Annotated in this window: 21 protein-coding genes; 15 read left to right on the forward strand and 6 right to left on the reverse strand. The window is 44.5% G+C overall.

Annotated features, from left to right (window positions below; translation table 11 throughout):
- Positions 1-26: 26 nt before the first annotated feature.
- Together natK and natR are read right to left on the reverse strand one after the other, a co-directional pair.
- A complete protein-coding gene (gene natK, locus ACFVP7_RS01635) occupies positions 27-983 on the reverse strand; it encodes a two-component system sensor histidine kinase NatK (RefSeq protein ID WP_122894982.1) in 957 nt (318 codons plus the stop codon).
- A gap of 12 nt (positions 984-995) precedes the next feature.
- Positions 996-1,697: a two-component system response regulator NatR gene (natR, locus tag ACFVP7_RS01640; protein ID WP_122894983.1), complete on the reverse strand. Its 702-nt coding sequence runs from the start codon at positions 1,695-1,697 to the stop codon at positions 996-998.
- A 143-nt stretch (positions 1,698-1,840) separates the two neighbouring features.
- On the opposite strand from natR, the gene natA reads away from it, so the two are divergent.
- The 3 genes from natA to ACFVP7_RS01655 all read left to right on the forward strand — a co-directional run bounded on the left by natA (position 1,841) and on the right by ACFVP7_RS01655 (position 4,810).
- Complete coding sequence (gene natA, locus ACFVP7_RS01645) at positions 1,841-2,581, forward strand: sodium ABC transporter ATP-binding protein NatA (protein ID WP_015252894.1); 741 nt, start codon at positions 1,841-1,843, stop codon at positions 2,579-2,581.
- The gene (natB, locus tag ACFVP7_RS01650) at positions 2,582-3,742 is read left to right on the forward strand and encodes a sodium ABC transporter permease NatB (RefSeq protein ID WP_396582930.1); all 1,161 of its coding nucleotides are present in this window, start codon (positions 2,582-2,584) and stop codon (positions 3,740-3,742) included. It abuts the gene before it with no gap.
- Positions 3,743-3,877: 135 nt separating this feature from the next.
- Positions 3,878-4,810, forward strand: a complete 933-nt coding sequence (locus tag ACFVP7_RS01655; RefSeq protein WP_338732142.1) for an aldo/keto reductase — start codon at positions 3,878-3,880, stop codon at positions 4,808-4,810.
- A gap of 38 nt (positions 4,811-4,848) precedes the next feature.
- On the opposite strand, the gene ACFVP7_RS01660 is transcribed toward ACFVP7_RS01655, so the two are convergent.
- Both ACFVP7_RS01660 and ACFVP7_RS01665 read right to left on the reverse strand, forming a co-directional pair.
- On the reverse strand, positions 4,849-5,913 hold the full coding sequence (locus ACFVP7_RS01660; RefSeq protein ID WP_003234750.1) for a DUF4352 domain-containing protein: 1,065 nt from the start codon (positions 5,911-5,913) through the stop codon (positions 4,849-4,851).
- Positions 5,914-6,066 (reverse strand): hypothetical protein, encoded by a 153-nt coding sequence (locus ACFVP7_RS01665; protein ID WP_021481864.1) that lies wholly within the window; start codon positions 6,064-6,066, stop codon positions 5,914-5,916.
- A gap of 173 nt (positions 6,067-6,239) precedes the next feature.
- Here ACFVP7_RS01665 and ACFVP7_RS01670 point away from each other — a divergent pair, with 173 nt between their 5' ends.
- Together ACFVP7_RS01670 and ACFVP7_RS01675 are read left to right on the forward strand one after the other, a co-directional pair.
- Positions 6,240-7,661 (forward strand): YcdB/YcdC domain-containing protein, encoded by a 1,422-nt coding sequence (locus ACFVP7_RS01670; protein ID WP_396582931.1) that lies wholly within the window; start codon positions 6,240-6,242, stop codon positions 7,659-7,661.
- 186 nt (positions 7,662-7,847) lie between these two features.
- Positions 7,848-9,209, forward strand: a complete 1,362-nt coding sequence (locus ACFVP7_RS01675) for a YcdB/YcdC domain-containing protein (RefSeq protein ID WP_396583247.1) — start codon at positions 7,848-7,850, stop codon at positions 9,207-9,209.
- A gap of 7 nt (positions 9,210-9,216) precedes the next feature.
- On the opposite strand, the gene cwlK is transcribed toward ACFVP7_RS01675, so the two are convergent.
- A complete protein-coding gene (cwlK, locus tag ACFVP7_RS01680) occupies positions 9,217-9,720 on the reverse strand; it encodes a peptidoglycan L-alanyl-D-glutamate endopeptidase CwlK (protein WP_124073440.1) in 504 nt (167 codons plus the stop codon).
- 122 nt (positions 9,721-9,842) lie between these two features.
- On the opposite strand from cwlK, the gene rapJ reads away from it, so the two are divergent.
- From rapJ to znuB, 6 genes are all read left to right on the forward strand, one after another.
- Complete coding sequence (rapJ, locus tag ACFVP7_RS01685) at positions 9,843-10,964, forward strand: response regulator aspartate phosphatase RapJ (protein WP_064672038.1); 1,122 nt, start codon at positions 9,843-9,845, stop codon at positions 10,962-10,964.
- Between the two features lie 107 nt (positions 10,965-11,071).
- Complete coding sequence (locus tag ACFVP7_RS01690; protein WP_003234739.1) at positions 11,072-11,848, forward strand: SDR family oxidoreductase; 777 nt, start codon at positions 11,072-11,074, stop codon at positions 11,846-11,848.
- 24 nt (positions 11,849-11,872) lie between these two features.
- Positions 11,873-13,558 carry an alpha-glucosidase gene (locus tag ACFVP7_RS01695; RefSeq protein WP_212060606.1) on the forward strand — a complete coding sequence of 562 codons (1,686 nt, stop codon included), beginning with the start codon at positions 11,873-11,875 and terminating at the stop codon, positions 13,556-13,558.
- Between the two features lie 187 nt (positions 13,559-13,745).
- On the forward strand, positions 13,746-14,705 hold the full coding sequence (locus ACFVP7_RS01700; protein WP_003234733.1) for a metal ABC transporter substrate-binding protein: 960 nt from the start codon (positions 13,746-13,748) through the stop codon (positions 14,703-14,705).
- Positions 14,706-14,759: 54 nt separating this feature from the next.
- A complete protein-coding gene (gene znuC, locus ACFVP7_RS01705; RefSeq protein WP_014475714.1) occupies positions 14,760-15,455 on the forward strand; it encodes a zinc ABC transporter ATP-binding protein ZnuC in 696 nt (231 codons plus the stop codon).
- The gene (gene znuB / locus ACFVP7_RS01710) at positions 15,413-16,252 is read left to right on the forward strand and encodes a zinc ABC transporter permease ZnuB (protein ID WP_101169860.1); all 840 of its coding nucleotides are present in this window, start codon (positions 15,413-15,415) and stop codon (positions 16,250-16,252) included. The genes znuC and znuB overlap by 43 nt, the downstream gene beginning before the upstream one ends.
- A 40-nt stretch (positions 16,253-16,292) precedes the next feature.
- Here the strand turns inward: znuB and ACFVP7_RS01715 are convergent, their stop codons facing one another.
- Complete coding sequence (locus tag ACFVP7_RS01715; RefSeq protein ID WP_124060120.1) at positions 16,293-17,288, reverse strand: LLM class flavin-dependent oxidoreductase; 996 nt, start codon at positions 17,286-17,288, stop codon at positions 16,293-16,295.
- Positions 17,289-17,571: 283 nt separating this feature from the next.
- Here ACFVP7_RS01715 and ACFVP7_RS01720 point away from each other — a divergent pair, with 283 nt between their 5' ends.
- Genes ACFVP7_RS01720 through ACFVP7_RS01735 form a run of 4 tightly spaced genes read left to right on the forward strand, consistent with a single transcriptional unit; the run spans position 17,572 to position 20,212 of the window.
- The gene (locus tag ACFVP7_RS01720) at positions 17,572-18,171 is read left to right on the forward strand and encodes a TerD family protein (RefSeq protein ID WP_003234725.1); all 600 of its coding nucleotides are present in this window, start codon (positions 17,572-17,574) and stop codon (positions 18,169-18,171) included.
- Between the two features lie 21 nt (positions 18,172-18,192).
- Complete coding sequence (locus tag ACFVP7_RS01725) at positions 18,193-18,774, forward strand: TerD family protein (protein ID WP_003234723.1); 582 nt, start codon at positions 18,193-18,195, stop codon at positions 18,772-18,774.
- A 34-nt stretch (positions 18,775-18,808) separates the two neighbouring features.
- Positions 18,809-19,387 (forward strand): TerD family protein, encoded by a 579-nt coding sequence (locus ACFVP7_RS01730; protein ID WP_003241242.1) that lies wholly within the window; start codon positions 18,809-18,811, stop codon positions 19,385-19,387.
- Between the two features lie 51 nt (positions 19,388-19,438).
- Positions 19,439-20,212: a TerC family protein gene (locus tag ACFVP7_RS01735; RefSeq protein WP_021481856.1), complete on the forward strand. Its 774-nt coding sequence runs from the start codon at positions 19,439-19,441 to the stop codon at positions 20,210-20,212.
- Positions 20,213-20,242 lie beyond the last annotated feature (30 nt).

Consider the following 20,242-nt stretch of genomic DNA (forward strand, 5'->3'; position numbering starts at 1 on the left):
GAAAAGCCAGGCTTTTCAAGGTTTTTTTATTTCTGAAACGGAATTTTGATTTCTAACCGGAAGATGGGGTGGCGGTAGGTAAAATCCAGCCTGCCAAAAGCGCCCTTCACCAGTTTTTGAATGATATATGTGCCCATGCCTTCATGAGCGCCGTTTTTCGTTGAGCGGCCAAACGATTGATAAATTGTATCGAGCACTTTTGGGTCCATCCCGGGAGTGCTGTTTTCACAAGTCAGTACATAAAGTCCGCTGCGCAGTGAAGTCTCCAGTTTAATCTCTGCTTTTTCTCGGGTCTCCGCCGCGCTGTCGAGCGCGTTTTCTAATATGTTGCCGACCAAGCTGACCTGATCAGCAGGCGAAAACGGAAGGGAAGAAAGCGGTGTATGCATATGAAGCGAAACACTCACATTCGAGGCGCGGGCTTTTTCTAAAAAATCATAAAGCACCCCTGCAACGTACGCGTTCTCTCCTTTCAAAAAACGGTCATATTGACTGTATTGATCCGCCCAGTTTTGAATATATGCTTGTGTATCTGCCTTGGGCTGAGCTGATTTGATTGCAGTGATATGTTTCATTGTGTCATGATTCCGGCTTCTCACATCAATCAGCATTTGATTGGCGTGCTGTTCAGCTTGAGTCAGCTTATCAATTTGATCAGAAAGCCTTGCCTGTAAAGCAGACTGTCCGATACGGAGCCCTTCACACCCTGCAAATATCGCGATTACACATAATGCCTGCATGATGTCTGTGCCGATCAGCACCACTCCCGCCGACATCACTTGAATCACGGCAATCCATGCACAAAGCCCTGAGGAACAGTGTTTCCACACCCGCTTCGTATTCCAAATGTACAATCCTGCAGCAGCTGCGCCTAAAACAGCGGTGAGCCAAGAGACTGCTGTGCTGTGTGAAAGAGCAGCAGCTCCCTGATAACATATGAAACTAAATAAAACCAGATAAAGACATTGAAAAAGGGTAATCACGTTCTGAACTCCTCAAAAGTAGTAGTTTTGAAAATAATCAAGCTGCTGCTTAGTGATCATTGCTTTTTTAGACGTTCCCTCAAAAGAAACTGTGAATGAATGCTTGGTATAAGCGGAAAAATGCTTTATGTAATGAATGTTGATAATAAAGGAACGATGCGAACGAAGAAAATCTTTTTCGGGCAGGTCGCCTTTAATATCATTTAATGTTTGATACGTTTGCACCTCTTCGGCGGTTGTCACAATCGTCGTCGAACGTCCCGTCCGTTCTGCGAAAATAATATCCTTCTTTTGCAGGACGTGCATTTCAGACTTTTGCTTTATCAATATACGCCCATTCAAACTCGTTTCCGTTTTCTTTTTCAAGTAACGGTCGAAGGAAGCGGCCAGACGGTCGGCATAGTACGGCTTCATAATATAATCATGGACGTTCAGGTCAAAGGCGTGAACCGCATAACCGCCGTGACCGGTAACAAAAATCACATCCACATCAAGTGAATGGGATTTGATCAAATCAGCAAGCTCGTAGCCAGACATATGGGGCATCTCGATATCGGCAAGCAGCAGATCAATGTCTCCGTTCTTTACCCGCCTGTAGGCTTCCTTCGCTGAATCGGTGGAAAAGACAATTTCTACGTCCTGCATTCTGGACACGATCGCTTCCAGCTTCTCTAAATCTACTTGATAATCATCTACAAGTCCGACTTTTACCATTATCATTCCCCTAGTTACATAGAATCATCTTTATTCTATCCCATTTCGCGACATAAAAAGAACTCTTCGCGACAACTTTATCCAACTAATCCAGCTTTTCGTATATAGTCATTACTAGAAATAAAGATAAGGGAGATTGTGACATGATTACACTGACCGATTGCAGCCGCAGGTTTCAGGATAAGAAAAAAGTAGTCAAAGCGGTGCGAGATGTAAGCTTAACAATTGAAAAAGGAGAAGTCGTCGGCATTCTCGGAGAAAACGGTGCCGGCAAAACGACGATGCTGAGAATGATTGCTTCCTTGCTTGAACCATCACAGGGTGTAATCACAGTAGACGGCTTTGACACGGTCAAGCAGCCGGCTGAAGTCAAAAAAAGAATCGGTGTCTTATTCGGAGGAGAAACCGGGCTTTACGACAGGATGACCGCTAAAGAAAATCTCCAATACTTCGGCAGGCTGTATGGGCTGAACCGCCACGAGATCAAAGCAAGAATAGAAGATTTATCGAAACGGTTCGGCATGCGCGATTATATGAACCGGAGAGTGGGCGGGTTTTCGAAAGGCATGAGGCAGAAAGTCGCCATTGCCAGAGCGCTGATTCACGATCCGGACATCATTTTATTTGATGAGCCGACAACTGGGCTTGATATTACGTCAAGCAACATCTTCCGCGAATTTATACAGCAGCTGAAAAGAGAACAAAAAACGATTCTTTTCTCCAGCCACATTATGGAGGAAGTGCAGGCGCTCTGTGACAGTGTCATCATGATTCACAGCGGAGAGGTGATTTACCGAGGGGCGCTTGAATCACTATACGAGAGCGAGCGCAGTGAGGATTTGAATTACATCTTTATGTCTAAGCTTGTCAGGGGGATTTCTTAAATGCTGGGCCATATTTATAAAAAAGAAATGATCGACGCTTTGCGCGACAGAAAAACGATTTTACTCACAATTTTAGTGCCGATGATTATGATGCTTGGACTTGTCTTCTTTTATGAAAGCATGCTGTCCGACAAAGGGGAGCAGTACACGCTGGCTGTCGGCCATTCGCTTCCGCCCGCACTGGAAAGCAAGCTTAATGAGATTGACGAAATCAGCGTAAAAACATTTGCAAAGCCTGAAGAGGCAGTTGATGAAGGAAAAGCAGATGCCTATCTGAACGTCCCGAAAGAGTTCGACTCATATGTCAACAGCATGACATCTTTTAAGGTTGATGTTTACGGCAATTCAATTGATCAAGGGTCTTCAAATGCCATGCAGCTTGTGCAGTCTGCCTTAGATCAGTACAAAAATGAAATTGTGCAGCAACGTTTAACAAATAAGCATATTGATCAATCGGTGATCCAGCCGTTTACGATTCAGCAAAAGGAAGCGGATGAGGAGAAAGGGACTTCCGCTATTATGCTTTCCGCCATTCTGCCCATGCTGATTCTGACTTCCATTGTTTCCGGCGCAATGCCGATCGCTCTTGATATCATGGCCGGTGAAAAGGACCGGAAGTCAATCGAGGCGCTACTATTAACGCCAGTCAGCAGAAACAAAATGCTGGTCGGCAAGTGGCTTGCGGTTTCCACTTTTGGCGTGGCTTCAGGTGTATTGGCTTTGGTGTTTTTGATTTTGTCCACCGTGTTATTTACCGAAAATTTAAAAACGGCCTTCCAGCTGGGAGATCATATGTGGAGTGTAATCGGCGCTTCAGCCTTAATCATTGTGCTCTCTGCATTGCTGATATCTGCGATGGAGCTTTTCATCAGCATCATGTCCAGCTCGGTAAAAGAAGCGCAAAGTTATATGTCTCTCGTTGTCTTTCTGCCTGTGTTCCCGATGTTTTTCATCTTCAGCAAGGCACCGAACCAATTTGACTTATCATACTTTCTCATCCCGTTTCTGAACCTGCATGCGTTATTTAAACAGCTTTTACTCGGGATGGTTGACCCGGCTGCCATTTTGTCTACGTCAGGAACCATCGCCGTGCTTATCGCCATCTTCTTTTTACTAGCCAGAGCCTGCTTCCTGAAAGACAAATGGGTTCTTCCAAAATAAACTTGCGAAAGGAGAAATACACTTTCTCCTTTTTGTATATCCTGAAAAAAGAAGGAAAATAGAAAAAGGATATCTAATACAAAAAGTGACCCTGCACTATTTTTCATCAAAATTGGTTTCAAAGGAGAAGGAACAATGGATCAAACACGTACACTCGGCAAAACGAAGCTGAAGGTGAAGCGGATCGGATTCGGCGCGAATGCGGTCGGCGGGCATAATCTATTTCCAAATCTAAATGATGAAACAGGGAAGGATTTAGTGCGCACGGCATTGGATGGCGGCGTCAATTTTATCGATACCGCTTTTATATATGGATTGGGGCGTTCTGAAGAATTAATCGGCGAAGTCGTACAGGAACGCGGCGTGCGGAATGAGCTCATCATCGCCACCAAAGGAGCTCATAAAGAAGTGGACGGCAGCATTGAATTAGACAATAGCCGGGAGTTTCTTCGCAGCGAGGTCGAGAAGAGCCTAAAGCGGCTGAAAACAGATTACATTGATTTGTATTATGTTCACTTTCCGGATGGAAAAACACCTCTCGCTGAGGTGGCGGGCACGTTGAAAGAGCTGAAGGATGAGGGGAAAATCAACGCAATCGGCGCTTCGAACCTCGATTATCAGCAATTGCAGGAATTTAATGCTGATGGCTATTTGGAGGTCTTCCAGGCCGAATATTCTCTCATACAGCGTGATGCTGAGAAAGAGCTTCTTCCATACTGTGAAAAACAAGGCATCTCCTTTATTCCTTACTTTCCGCTTGCGTCCGGACTGCTGACAGGAAAATTCACGCAAGACACAGTTTTTGATGATATCAGAAAGGATAAACCTCAATTTCAGGGTGAAACGTTTATCCACAATCTCAAAAAAGTAGATAAGCTGAAAGCAGTAGCGGAGGAAAAACAAGCGGATACGGCACATGTCGCCTTGGCGTGGCTGTTAACGAGACCGGCGATTGATGCCATTATTCCAGGAGCTAAACGACCTGAGCAATTACAGGATAACCTGAAAACCTTGAACATTGAACTCACCGAAGACGAAGTGAATTTCATCAGCGACATTTTTAAATAAAAAGGAAATAGCCGTCATGGCTATTTCCTTTTGGTGTTTTATTCTTTGATGAATGCTTCGACTAATTCTGCTGCTCTGTAATCATCCATATCAAGCTGCCATTGGTCGATGTCATTTTTCTTCATTTTCACTTCAACTGTTTTTTCAGATGAAGCAGGTCCAAGCTTTTTGAATTCCTCAGGATAGACTTGAAGCGCGTATTTCACTGCCTCTTCATAGCTGGCACTAGAGTTTTTACTGTAGTAGTCTTTCACTTTGTCTTCGATACGGTCTGAAAGAGAAGATGCATCTACAGGTTTAACTGTGGCTTCAACAATTGCTTCGTCTTTAGAGATTGAAGTCGTTTTTGCCTGAATGGAAGAGTTTTTGCTTAATCCCTCTTTAATGCCGTTCACGATATTATCAAGCGCTTTGCTGTCCGCATATGTGCTGGAAAGGCCGGAAGCTGAGAGATAACCGTCTTTGGCTGATTCATTAAAATCATTTACAATTTCATTTTTGTTAGCGCCGGTGATTTTTTCGAAATCGGCGTTATCTTTGCCGAAAAGAAGGACATCAACATAAGCTGATAACGCTTTTGCAGAATCTTGGAGCTTATCTGCCGTCGCCAGGATTTTTTTGTCTTTTCCGTCAATTTTAAAAGTAACTGATTTTGGCTTTTTATCACCGTAAGATTCCGGCGTATAGTTAAGCTCGTATTGCTTGCCTTTATCTACAACGAAGAAAAGATTTCCTTCAACGGATTTGTCAGCGTTAATCGTGCTGCCTTGAAGCTTTTCGCTATAGTCTTCAGGGTCTGTGTCAGACATTTTGGTATCACCTTGATACAATGTGAAATCCATACTGTCTACATTCAGCGGGTCTTTTCCTGTGTTTTTCACCGCGACATTGACTTTTAACACAAGCTGGTCATCTGAAGTGGACTTATCATATTTAGACGGAAGCGTATAAGAGACATCCTTGATTTTGACTTGAGCTATATCTGAGCTTTTTTCTGTTTCTGATTCTTTCTTCTCCGCGCTTGTTTTGCTGCCGGAACAAGCAGCTGTAAACATCATCAGCAGAAGAATTAGGAAAACAGCGTACGTTTTTTTCTGAAACATTCATTTTTCCTCCTCAAATGGTTTAGGAAAGGGAGTCTTTTGTCTTTGAGAAATGGATCTTTTTGAATGGATTAGCATCATATAACCAAAAAAATCAGTTCTTTTCTCACGGTTTTCACCGGATTTTCTGGAAACTCCGCCCTCCTTTGTCATGAATGGACCTATAAAAAGTTACAACGGAATTAATTTTAAGATTATTAGCTTTTATATTGAATAGGTTCATCATCCTATTTTTGGTGAAAAATGTTCTGGTAAAACTGGTAAACTCAGAAAACTGTGTATTTTAGACTATTACTTTTTGATTAGTTGGAGGGAACTTAAGAAGGATGAAAGGGGCTGTCTTTGTGAAGAAAGAGGAACTGAAACAAAAAGCACTGGAAATCGGCCGGGTGCCGACACACTTAAAACTGGAAATTGAAGATTATGGCGGTGATGATAAAAGAGCCCATTTTTGTTGGGTGGATCCTCAGGATGAGAATATAGGCATTATCGTGGAACTTGGACCGGACGGGGAGCTGGAATCCCTTTCCCGTGATATTGAGCCTGAAAGCGGAGAAAGGCTGTCTGAGGAGAAACTAGAGGATATCATACGCCAATTTGTCGAGACTCATCATCCAGGGGCACTCTCTGCCTTTGTTCGTGAAGAAAATGACCGTGCATACGGCGATAAAGTGAGATTTTCATATGTTCAAATGGAGGCTGGGCTTCCTCTCCCCATGAGCGGATTTATGGCTGATGTTTCCTTATCAGGTGAGATCGTTTACTTCCGCTATTACGGCGAAGCGGGCAGCATCATCAAGCCAAAGAGGGTCGCGGATGTTGAAGAGGCACTTGCCTTTATCAAGAAGGACGTGGAGTTCGACCTTTTGTTTGAGGTTCTCCATCGTTCTGTTTACAAAAATGGAGATGATCAGCCGCATTTGGTGTACGAGCCTGAATGCAGGGCGATTACCGTACCTGCGGATTTGGTTCAAGAAGAACAAGGAGGAGTTGATGATGACGATGATTACAGGGAGCCGGAGAGCTTTCCTCTCCCTTTATTCGAGGGCATCCGCGAAAAGGCCGATCCTGACAGCATGATTGGTATTGAAAATGGGTTTGTCAAAGAGCGGGAAGCGGATTTGGGAGATGGGAGAATCGGAATCGTTTGGCGGAATCCGGATGACCCTGTGTATCAGCCGGCGGATAAAAGCATGGACAGCTGGTTTAAGGGACGGACTCATCAAGTGCTGAAAACCATCTATAACAAAGAAACCGGAAAACTCGAAGGCGTCATGTCATTTATGGAGGAAAAAGGGCCGCTGACAGTAACTTTGGCAGAGTGCGAAAAAATCGCGCTTCGCTTTCTGTTTGCTTTATTTCCGAATGCCGATCAATATTTTAGGATCAGATACGATGAAAAGGATGAAGAAGAAAACGCAGTCGCTGGTTTTACGTTTGAAGCGCATTGTCACGGAGTTCCGATCCGATTTGGGCAGATCAAAATTTGTGTCAGCCGCCAGACAGGGTATATCACCGTTTATATGGGACCAGATATTGACCCAAATGAGCTGGCAACCATTGATCCTGTGCCGGCCATTTCAGTTGAACAAGCCAAGGCTATCTTTTGGCAGCATTTTAAAGTTGAGCTTGGCTGGGAAAGAGAGTACGGAGATGATGAAGAACACAGCTACCGGCTCGTCTATAAGCCGGTGTATCCGCGTTTTATCGATGCACATACAGGAGAGCCTGTCTTCAGCTCATGGTAAAACAGCCAAAAGTCACGCAATTGCCTCAGGTATAGAAGAGAGTACGTGATGAAAGTAACAGAAAGAATCTCGAAAAACAATGACAATAATAGAAAAGGACCTTTCTTCACTTTAAAAGAAGAAAGGTCTTTTTATATAATAAACAGGATTCTCTTTGTCGTAGACTCTTTGAAAGGGATGACTTCATTGGTTAATAAACAGCTGAAAAAGAAGGCGCAGGAGATCGGAAATGTACCGACACATTATGAGCTTGAGATAGAAGATTACGACCAAAAGCAAAAGAAGAACGGGCAGGCATATTTTATCTGGAAGGACCCTAAAGATCCGGAAAAGCACATTACAGTTGAACTTAGAAATGACGGCGCTTTGCTCACCTTTTCAACAACTGTCCGCTCCGAGACAGACAAACAACTTCCAGATGCCGAGCTGAAGCTGACGGCTCTTCAGTTTGCCGCTGCCAATCATCCCGGCACATTTATGAATTTTCATTTTCAAGGCAAGGAAGAACGGGGGCAGCACATCCGGTTTGTCTATACCAAAATGGAGCTGGGGCTTCCGATTCCCAATTCAGGTTTTTTAATTGATATGACACGAAGCGGTCAGGTTGTCCACTTTCTATATTACGGGGAAGGGTATAAAGCCGAAGTTCCGACGGAATTTGTAGCAAAAGAGAAGGTTGTGTCCCATTACTTAAACACAATGTCTTTTGAGCTGATGTACGATGTTATTGATGGCGAACAGGAACCAAGGCTTGTTTATGAACCGATTCTCCCGGGATACAGCTATCCCGCAGATGTAGACGAAATTGTGCCCGACCAGCATATCGCAGATGAAAGAATAGAAAACACGGCGCCACTGCCGCCGCTTCAGAACAAGGAAGAAGTTGATATATTTGCCTTGCTGGGTTTTACCTCTGATATGCAGAAAGTCAGTGAAAGAGACTTTGGAGAACAAATTGGAAGCACATGGCGCAGGGGCGCTGCGCCGGAGCGTAAGGATTTAAGCATAGGAAGCTATTTTGAAACGAGAAATAAAAACACAATCAAAATGAAGACGGATAAAAGAACCGGAAAATTAAAAGCAGCGCTTTCTTTTATGGAGCGGCCGAACAACCGCCAATGCTCCACGGAAGAATGCCAAGAGATAGCGCTTCAATTTTTGTATGCCCTCTATCCGAGAGCGGCTGAGTTTTTCAGGGTGAATCCCGTCCGAATTGATGAAAGAGGGAGAGTCCGCAACCATTTTTCTGTCTGGTATAAAGGAGTGCCGCTGCGGTTCGGCGCTGCCCGCATCATTGTCAATCCGGAAACTGGGTTGATTGACGCTTTTATGGCGCCTGATATTGAACCTGAACAATTGGAAGCGATAAATCACAGGCCGGATGTTTCCGCTGAAGAAGCGAGAGAAGCGTTTTTAGCCGCTTTTGATGTGAAGCTGGAATGGCAGCCTGACTTTACTGCAGGCAGTGACCAGCACTACAAACTTGTCTATAAGCCGGTTTACCCTTCCTATATTGATGCGCACATAAGGAAAAAGAAAAGGCTGTGAGGGGTGTCTAGTTAGGAATCATCTCCAAGTGGGGGTAGTCCTTGAATCGTTTCCAATCCCCGCCCCATTCGAAACCGAGTGTCTTAGCGATCTCGACAACCTCCAGCCAATCTGATTTTTCGTTTTGATTGCCGTCATATTCCATATCCCATATGATGCTTCCATCCCTTTTTTGAAGGGCGAAATCAATCGCTAAACCATAGTTATGATACGATTCCCCTCCTCTTGCATAGGTGACAATATTCCCTTTTTTTGTACGTCCCTGTTTATATAATTCATCTTGTTCCTTAAAGGACCTGAATCCTTCAGTAATGACGACGGTAATGCCTTTATTCGCTGCAGCGGCTTTGAGTGCATCGGCATTCTGCTTCACAATCGGATGAAGATCCGAGGGGACAGGCATGTCCTGCAAGGCGTTTTGAGAATGCCATTCATGCCGAATATAACTAAAACAAAGATCTAGAAGAAATAGAATACATAAGATAACAAATATTTTTGCGGGTAACTTCATATCGGTCTCACTTTCTCAAGATGTGCTGAATGTTAACGCTTTTAAGTGATTGACTCTCTCTAAAAGCGAACAGCTATGATAAAATATAACATAAATAGTAGCAGGAGGAAGGAGGCAGACCGATGAGAGCAAAGATTCCATCAGAAGAAGTAGCAGTAAAGCTGAATGAATGGTACAAGCTCATTCGCGCATTTGAAGCAGATCAAGCAGAAGCGTTAAAGCAGGAGATTGAATACGATTTAGAAGATATGGAAGAGAACCAGGACTTGCTTTTATATTTTTCTTTGATGGAATTCCGGCATCGAATCATGCTTGATAAGCTGATGCCGGTGAAAGACAGCGACACCAAGCCTCCGTTCTCTGATATGCTGAACGAAATTGAAAGCAATCAGCAAAAACTCACGGGCTTATTGGAATATTACTTTTATTATTTCAGAGGAATGTACGAATTCAAGCAGAAAAATTTCATATTAGCGATTGACCATTATAAACATGCCGAGGAAAAGCTCGAGTATGTCGAGGATGAGATCGAAAAAGCTGAGTTTCTTTTTAAAGTCGCAGAAGTGTATTATCACATCAAACAAACGTATTTTTCCATGAATTATGCGAGCCAGGCGCTTGATATCTATACGAAATATGAACTATACGGTCGCCGCCGGGTTCAGTGTGAATTTATCATCGCCGGAAATTTGACCGATGTGTATCATCATGAAAAAGCACTGACCCACTTGTGCAGCGCTTTAGATCATGCCAGGCAGCTTGAAGAAGCGTACATGATCGCCGCTGCCTATTATAATGTCGGACACTGTAAGTACAGTCTGGGTGATTACAAAGAAGCGGAGGGCTATTTCAAAACAGCCGCCGCCATTTTTGAGGAGCACAACTTTCAGCAAGCTGTTCAAGCTGTATTTTCACTGACCCATATCTACTGTAAAGAGGGAAAATACGACAAAGCAGTAGAGGCGTATGACCGCGGGATAAAGAGCGCGTCTGAATGGGAGGATGACATGTACTTGACGAAATTCCGCCTCATTCATGAGCTGTATCTTGGAAACGGTGACCTGAACGTGCTTACAGAATGCTTTGACCTGCTGGAATCCAGGCAGCTTCTTGCAGACGCCGAAGATCTGCTGCATGATACAGCGGAACGTTTCAATCAGCTGGAACATTACGAGTCCGCCGCTTTCTTTTACCGCAGGCTGATGAATATTAAAAAGAAGCTTGCCGAGCAGCGTTTTCAATAGGAAATGGCAGAGAACTACAAGTTCTCTGCTTTTTTTGTGCTGTTTTCAACTCGGAAAAACAGGGTATTTTCCACTGCATAGTGAGAAATCAGAGGAGGATATCAAGTATGTACAAAGATTTAACCGGAAAAACAGCGATTGTGACAGGGTCTTCAAAAGGAATCGGGAAAGCCATTGCGGAACGGTTCGGACAGGAGAAAATGAATGTTGTTGTAAACTACCACAGCGACCCGTCTGGAGCCGATGAAACCCTGGAAATCATTAAGCAGAACGGAGGGAAAGCCGTCGCAGTTGAGGCGGACGTGTCAAAAGAAGAGGGGATTCAGGCGCTCTTGGACACAGCCTTAGAGCATTTCGGCACGCTCGATGTGATGGTAAACAACTCCGGTTTTAACGGTGTTGAGGCGATGCCGCATGAGATGAGTCTTGAAGATTGGCAGAGAGTGATTGATGTCAATGTTACCGGAACCTTTCTGGGAGCGAAAGCAGCACTTAACCACATGATGAAAAACAATATCAAGGGCAATGTGCTGAATATCTCAAGTGTTCATCAGCAGATTCCGCGCCCTGTCAACGTTCAGTATTCCACATCCAAAGGCGGCATCAAGATGATGACGGAAACGCTGGCGCTCAATTATGCGGATAAGGGAATCCGCGTCAATGCGATAGCGCCCGGCACCATTGCCACAGAATCAAATGTTGATACGAAAAAGGAAGAGAGCAGGCAAAAACAATTGAAAAAAATCCCGATGAAAGCCTTCGGAAAGCCTGAAGAAGTGGCGGCAGCAGCGGCTTGGCTCGTATCTGAGGAAGCAAGCTATGTGACCGGCGCAACACTTTTCGTCGACGGCGGAATGACACTTTATCCATCTCAGCTTGAATAGAAGACAAAACAGGGGGATTGCGGGATGAAAACGGACTGGTGGAAGAATGCAGTGGTGTACCAAATTTACCCGAGAAGCTTTCAGGACAGCAATGGAGACGGAATTGGGGACTTGCGGGGGATTATTTCCCGTCTTGACTACATAAAGGAGCTCGGGGCAGATGTGATTTGGATTTGCCCGATCTATCCTTCTCCGAATGTTGATTACGGCTATGATGTGACAAACCATAAGGCGATTATGGATTCTTACGGAACAATGGACGATTTTCACGAGCTGCTGGACCAGGTGCATCAGCGGGGATTAAAGCTGGTGATGGACTTTGTGTTAAATCACACCTCGGTCGAGCATCCGTGGTTTAAAGAAGCGGAGCTGGACAAAAACAGCAAATACCGCAGCTATTATTATTGGCGTCCCGGCACAAAGAACGGCCCGCCGACGGACTGGCTCTCAAACTATGGGTGCCCGGTCTGGCAATACGAGGAGCACACCGGAGAATACTATCTCCATATGAATGCCGTCAAACAAGCTGATTTAAACTGGGAAAATCCCGAAGTTCGCCAGGCGGTGTATGACATGATGAAATTTTGGCTCGATAAAGGGGTCGACGGTTTGCGAATTGATCAGCTCCATCTCATTTCTAAGAAAGAATATCTTCCTTCGTATGAGGACTATATCAATCAGCAGGCAAAGCCGAAGCCCTTTCAGCCAAATGGCGAACGAATCCATGACTATTTAAAAGAAATGACAGATGAAGTGTTTTCCCAATATGATGTCATGTCTGTCGGAGAGGTCGGCAGTGTCACACCGGAAGAAGGCCTGAAATATACGGGAACAGATAAGCATGAGCTGAATATGATTTTTCACTTTCAGCATATGGAGCTTGATCAGCAGCCCGGAAAAGAATATTGGGATTTGAAGCCCCTTGAGCTTTCTGATTTAAAATCGGTTTTGACAAAATGGCAAAAGAAGCTTGAACATCAAGGCTGGAATACATTGTTTTGGTGCAACCACGACCAGCCCCGGATTGTGTCCAGATTCGGAGACGATGGGGAATACCGCAAAGCATCAGCGAAAATGCTGGCAACCGTACTTTATTTTATGAAGGGCACGCCGTATATTTATCAGGGAGAAGAAATCGGGATGACAAACGCGCCGTTTACCCGGATTGAAGACTACAAAGATATCCAAACGATCAATATGTATCATAAACGGGTGTTTGAAAAAGGCTATGATCCAAATGATGTGATGAGATCGATCTTAGCCAAAAGCCGGGATCACGCCCGGACCCCGATGCAGTGGAACAGCGGCAAAAATGCCGGATTTACTGACGGCACGCCTTGGCTGAAGGTCAATCCGAACTTCACCGCAATCAATGTGGAGGAAGCGCAGGGAGATCCTGATTCGGTCTTAATCTATTACAAAAAGCTGATCAGCCTGAGAAAGCAGTACGCTGACCTCATGAAAGGGAGCTTTGATCTTTTGCTTCCGGATGATCCGCAGTTGTTTGTATACATGAGAGAAAACAGTAAACAGCAGCTTTTGTCGGTCAATAATTTTTCAAAAGAGCAGGCTGTTTTTCAGTGGCCCAAGAACTGCGGCAAAGCTCAGGCCTCTCTGCTTCTCAGCAATTATAACAACGATGATCTTGCTGACGAAATGGTGTTCCGGCCTTATGAGAGCAGGGTCTATCTTCTGGACAAAACAAACTAATGATTGAAGTAGCCCGGCATTTTTAGCCGGGTTTTTTTAGTACATATATTCGCTCTGCAGGCGGGAAGAATAAATGAAAATGAAATTTATTCTTGCAAAACGTAATGACTTCGGTTTATTATGATATAGGATTACAAAATCGTTATCATTTTGATTTAAAGTTTCTGAAAAAGAGGGGATATACGATATGTTTAAAAAATGGAGCGGTTTGTTTGTGATTGCAGCGTGCTTTTTATTGGTTGCAGCATGCGGCAACTCATCAACAAAAGGGTCGGCGGATTCAAAGGGTGATAAACTGCACGTTGTCACAACGTTCTACCCGATGTATGAATTCACAAAACAAATTGTAAAAGACAAAGGCGATGTGGATCTGTTAATCCCATCTTCCGTTGAACCGCATGATTGGGAACCGACGCCGAAAGACATTGCCAACATTCAGGATGCTGATTTGTTCGTTTATAATAGTGAATACATGGAGACATGGGTTCCGTCAGCTGAAAAAAGCATGGGCCAAGGCCATGCCGTTTTCGTTAATGCAAGCAAAGGCATTGATTTAATGGAAGGCTCTGAAGAAGAACACGAAGAGCATGATCATGGGGAGCATGAGCACAGTCATGCAATGGACCCTCACGTATGGCTCAGCCCTGTTCTGGCACAGAAGGAAGTTAAAAATATTACGGCGCAAATCGTGAAGCAGGACCCGGATAACAAAGAATACTATGAGAAAAATAGTAAAGAATATATTGCAAAACTGCAGGATCTTGATAAACTATATCGTACAACCGCAAAAAAAGCGGAGAAAAAAGAATTTATCACGCAGCATACAGCTTTTGGCTATCTGGCAAAAGAATACGGCTTGAAGCAGGTTCCGATTGCAGGGCTTTCACCTGACCAAGAACCGAGCGCAGCCAGCTTGGCAAAGCTGAAAACATATGCCAAAGAACATAATGTAAAAGTCATTTACTTTGAAGAAATTGCATCCTCAAAGGTCGCAGATACGCTCGCCAGTGAAATCGGCGCGAAGACAGAAGTGCTGAATACACTGGAAGGCTTGAGCAAAGAAGAACAGGATAAAGGTTTAGGGTATATCGACATTATGAAACAAAACCTCGATGCCCTGAAAGATTCACTATTGGTTAAATCATAAGATAGTGTGCGCCGGAGGGTGCACACTATTTCTTTGTGAGAAAGGAAGATTAACATGAATCTCGTCTCATTGAAAGATATCGTTTTCGGCTATTCCCATACGCCTGTTTTAGATAAAGTATCACTTGATATTGAAAGCGGTGAGTTCGTCGGCATCACTGGACCAAACGGCGCATCTAAATCGACGCTCATAAAGGTAATGCTCGGCATGCTGAAACCGTGGGAAGGCACAGTGACGATCAGTAAAAGGAATACAGAAGGGAAACGCCTGACCATAGGGTACGTCCCGCAGCAAATTTCTTCATTTAATGCCGGCTTTCCGAGCACGGTGCTGGAGCTTGTTCAGTCAGGCCGCTATACAAAAGGGAAATGGTTTAAACGTTTAAATGAAGAAGATCATCTTGAAGTAGAAAAAGCACTGAAAATGGTGGAAATGTGGGAGCTCCGCCACCGTAAAATCGGTGATTTATCAGGCGGACAGAAACAGAAAATCTGTATCGCCAGAATGCTCGCCAGCAACCCGGATCTGCTGATGCTGGACGAACCGACGACAGCTGTTGATTACGACAGCAGAAAAGGATTTTACGAATTTATGCATCACCTTGTGAAAAATCACAACCGCACAGTTGTGATGGTTACTCACGAACAAAACGAAGTACAGCAATTTTTAGATAAAGTGATTCGATTAGAGAGAGGAGAAAAAGGCGGATGGAAATGTTTGACTTGGAATTCATGCGACGAGCTTTTCTAGCAGGCGGCATGATCGCCGTCATGGCTCCGATACTAGGAGTGTATCTCGTTCTCAGAAGACAGGCCTTAATGGCTGACACACTTTCACATATCTCATTGTCAGGTGTTGCCATCGGCTTTTTTCTCAGCACCAATATAACCGCAGCAAGCATAGTCGTCGTGACCATTGGCGCGATCGGAATTGAATACATGCGGCGGGCGTATCGGACTTATTCAGAAGTGTCCATTGCCATCTTAATGGCAGCTGGTTTGTCCTTCGCGATGTTTTTAATCAGCCTTTCCAAAGGCACAGCCAATATGAGCATCGATCAATACCTATTTGGATCGCTTGTGACAGTAAACCAGCAGCAGGTCTATATTATCAGTATTATCACACTGCTGATCCTGCTTTATTTTATCGTACTGAGAAGGCCGCTCTACCTGCTGACGTTTGATGAAGCAACAGCCAAAACATCGGGAATCAATACAAACGTTCTCTCGTTGTCATTCAGTATTGTCACAGGCCTTGCGATTTCAGTCATTATTCCGATCATCGGGGTCCTTCTTGTATCAGCCCTGCTCGTATTGCCGGCAGCATTCGCCATCAGAATTGCAAAAGGCTTTAACATGGTTTTCATTACAGCCATACTCATTTCGTTATTCAGCGTATTTACGGGACTGACATCATCCTATCAGCTCGGGACGCCGCCAGGTCCGTCTATTACCCTGCTATTGATCGTTTTGCTATTAATCGGATTTGCAGTTCAGGGAGTTTGGACGTTTATCAAAAAAGAAGCTCAGCGCAAAAAAAGGCGCTGATAACATAAAAAGCAGTTTTCCCTAGGAAAAACTGCTTTTTTTATAGAAACAATCCGGCAAGGCGCTCATACGATTCTTTTTTCGCCTCAAAATTAAACACATTGCACAGAACCATGATTTCATTTGTTTCATAGCGGTCTATGAGGTCTAACAGCTGTTGTTTGACAGTGGTTGGAGAACCGATCACCATCCGCTTTCTGTTTTCTTCTATGAGTTTTTTATCGGACGCTGTATAGGGATGGGCTTTAGCCTCCTCGATGCTTGGCACGCGGCTGTCCAAGCCTTTCCCGACGCGAAGAAGCCACAAATCCTGGCTTAATGCGAGTTCTTCTGCCTCTTCATCTGTTTTCGCGCAAATGACAAAAATCGTAAAAAGTGCGGACGGATTCGAAAAATGGGCTGAGGGCCGAAAGCTTTCCCGGTAGATGCGGAATGCATTTTCTCCTCGCTCGGGATTAATGAAATGCCCAAACACATATCCAATCCCCTGGTGCGCCGCGCGTCTTGCGCTGTTTTCACCAAGACCAAGCACCCATAGCTCGGGTGCCGTGCCAATAAGGGGCGCCGCTTTGATTCCGGCATACGGATGGTCGGGAGGAAGGGAATCTGTTAGAAAATAAGAGACATCCTGCAGCTGTCTGTTAAATTCGGTTAAGCTTTTTTTCACCCCGTCCGTTAACGCAATCCTGGTTTTTGTCGTGCCGCCGGGGGAACGGCCGACGCCGAGGTCAATCCGGTTTGGATACAGGGCCTCAAGCTGGCGAAAGGTTTCAGCCACTTTAAATGGGCTGTATTGGGGCAGAAGCACGCCGCCTGATCCGACACGAATAGTGTTTGTCTGTGCTGCGATGCGGGCGATCATGATTTCAGGCGCTGTGCTTGCCAGTCCTTTCGTGCTGTGATGCTCGGCAAACCAATAACGCTTATAGCCCCACTCTTCGCTTAATTGGGCAAGCTCAACTGAATGCTGAAGAGTTGTCACAGGGCTCTCTCCTTTAGAAACAGGTGCCTGATCAAGTATGCTTAAATGAATCAAAAGGCCGCTTCCTTTCTGTCTGTTTTTAGATGGTGACACAAGAATAGGCAAAATGACTTGCCCGCGTCAAATGGTTTGTTTAAGAAGCGCACTTTATAGCATTTGCAAATCATATATCAAATATGGAAGTTTTTTTTCGAGGTTTTTCGTCAATTATTCTTAACTTTTACGAAACTTTGATATAATAACAAACGTATATATTAGTAATTTACGGCTTATTTTCCTTGTGAGCGTAAAAATAAATGTGACTATCTTCACATTTCGATGAGTAGGAGTGAATCGTGTGGCAATTTCTTTAGAAAAAGGTCAACGAATTGATTTAACAAAAGGAAAAGCCGGTCTGTCAAAATTGATGGTCGGTCTCGGCTGGGACCCAGTGTCCTCAGGCGGAGGGTTCTTCAGCAAACTGCTTGGCGGAGGCGGTCCGAATATCGACTGTGACGCTTCAGTGCTGATGCTGGAAAACGGAAAATTCACCGATAAGAAAAACCTGATTTATTTCGGCAACCTGAAAAGCCGCTGCGGCGGTGTACAGCATACAGGCGACAACCTGACGGGTGACGGTGCGGGCGATGACGAGCAAATTATGATAGATTTAGATAAAGTGCCTGGAAACATCGATAAGCTTGTATTTGTAGTGAACATTTACGATTGTGTCAGAAGAAAACAAGATTTCGGCATGATTCAAAATGCGTTTATCCGCGTAGTTGATCAATCTAATCACGAGGAAATGCTCAAGTACAATTTGAGAGACAATTACGCCGGCAGAACAAGCCTGATTACAGCAGAAATCTACCGCAGCGGCAGTGAGTGGAAGTTTGCGGCGATCGGTGAAGGCACAAACGATACGAGATTAGAAGATATTATCAGCCGATACGTATAAAAGAAAAGGAGTGGATGAAACATGACAATTTCATTGGCAAAAGGACAAAAAGTAGATTTAACAAAAACAAATCCGGGTCTTTCAAAGGTTGTTGTCGGTTTAGGCTGGGATACGAACAAGTATGACGGCGGGCACGACTTTGATCTTGACTCAAGTGTGTTTCTGTTAGACGCTGCAGGCAAATGCGCATCTCCAAACGACTTTATTTTCTACAACCAGCTTGAAGGCGGCAACGGTTCAGTCGTTCATTCAGGCGACAACCTGACTGGTGCTGGCGAAGGCGATGATGAGAATGTAAAAGTAAATCTCAGCGCTGTACCGGCAAACATTGATAAAATCTCATTTGTTATTACCATTCACGATGCAGAGGCGCGCAGCCAAAACTTTGGACAAGTATCAAACGCGTTTGTCCGCATCGTAAATGAAGAAACAAATGAAGAGCTCATCCGTTACGATCTTGCAGAAGATTTCTCTATTGAAACGGCAATCATTGCAGGGGAGCTTTACAGACATAACGGCGAGTGGAAATTCTCCGCAATCGGCTCAGGCTACCAAGGGGGCCTTGCCCGCATTGCAACAGACTACGGTTTGCAAGTCGGTTAAGACAAATACGAAGAGCAGAAAGGAGAGAGGCAGTATGGCCATTCAATTATCAAAAGGACAGCGCATTGATTTAACGAAAACAAATCCGGGACTGACAAAAGCGGTGATCGGCTTAGGCTGGGATACAAACAAGTATTCCGGCGGACACGATTTTGACCTGGATGCTTCGGCCTTTTTAGTTGATGCGCATGATAACTGCGTAAATGATCTCGATTTCGTCTTCTATAATAACCTTGAACATCCGAGCGGCGGTGTCATCCATACGGGTGACAACCGCACGGGTGAGGGCGACGGAGATGATGAGCAGATTATCGTTGATTTCTCAAAAATCCCTGCTCACATTGAGAAAATCGGCATCACAGTGACCATTCACGACGCTGAAGCACGCAGCCAAAACTTTGGACAAGTTTCCAATGCATTTGTCCGCGTTGTGGATGAAGAAACGCAGAATGAGCTTCTTCGCTTCGATTTGGGAGAAGACTTCTCCATTGAAACAGCTGTTGTCGTTTGTGAGCTTTACAGACACGGCGGCGAGTGGAAATTCAATGCGATCGGCAGCGGATTTTCCGGCGGGCTGGCTGCATTGTGCCGGAATTACGGTTTGCAAGTGTAAGCGAGTGACAAATAGAGAAGTCACCGTTTCAAATTAATAGGAGGAAAAAACTTGGACTTTTTACATCATATTTTGTCTACGTATGCTTCATTTTTCGATTGGAAAATGTGGGGGGAAGTTCTGACCGATCCTGTTTCCTGGGGTTTGATCGGTTCCCTTGTTGTTCTGGAAGGCCTTTTATCGGCCGATAACGCGCTTGTTCTTGCGGTCATGGTTAAACACCTGCCGGAAAAACAGCGGAAAAAAGCGTTAACGTATGGTTTGTTTGGAGCTTATATTTTCAGGTTTATTTTCATCGGGCTCGGTATGCTTCTCATTAAATTCTGGTGGATCAAGGTGCTTGGCGCGCTTTACCTGGCTTGGCTCGTCATTAAGCACTTCTGGCTTGGCGAAAAAGAAGAGGAAGCGGACGGCATCAAGAAAAACTCTTGGATGGTCCGTACGTTTGGGATCTTCTGGGCGACTGTCATTTCAGTAGAATTAATGGATCTTGCCTTCTCTGTGGACAGCATCCTGGCCGCGTTTGCAGTATCTGAAAAAGTATGGGTGCTTCTGATCGGCGGTATGCTTGGTATTTTAATGATGCGTACAGTGGCAAAAGTGTTCCTTGTGCTGATTGATAAAATTCCTGAGCTGGAAAACACAGCATTCGTGTTAATCGGCATTATCGCGCTGAAAATGGCGGGGAGCGCTTTCCATTACGAAATGCCGCACTCTGTATTCTTCATTATCATTATCGCTGCATTTGCGGTAACATTGATCATTCACTACATCAATAAACAAAAGCAGGTGCGCGAACAAACAGCCGCTTCAAAAGAAGAATAAAACAAAACAAGGAGGGAGGTTCAATGTCCT

Source organism: Bacillus sp. SG20033 (assembly GCF_044570195.1).
Lineage (GTDB): Bacteria > Bacillota > Bacilli > Bacillales > Bacillaceae > Bacillus > Bacillus subtilis.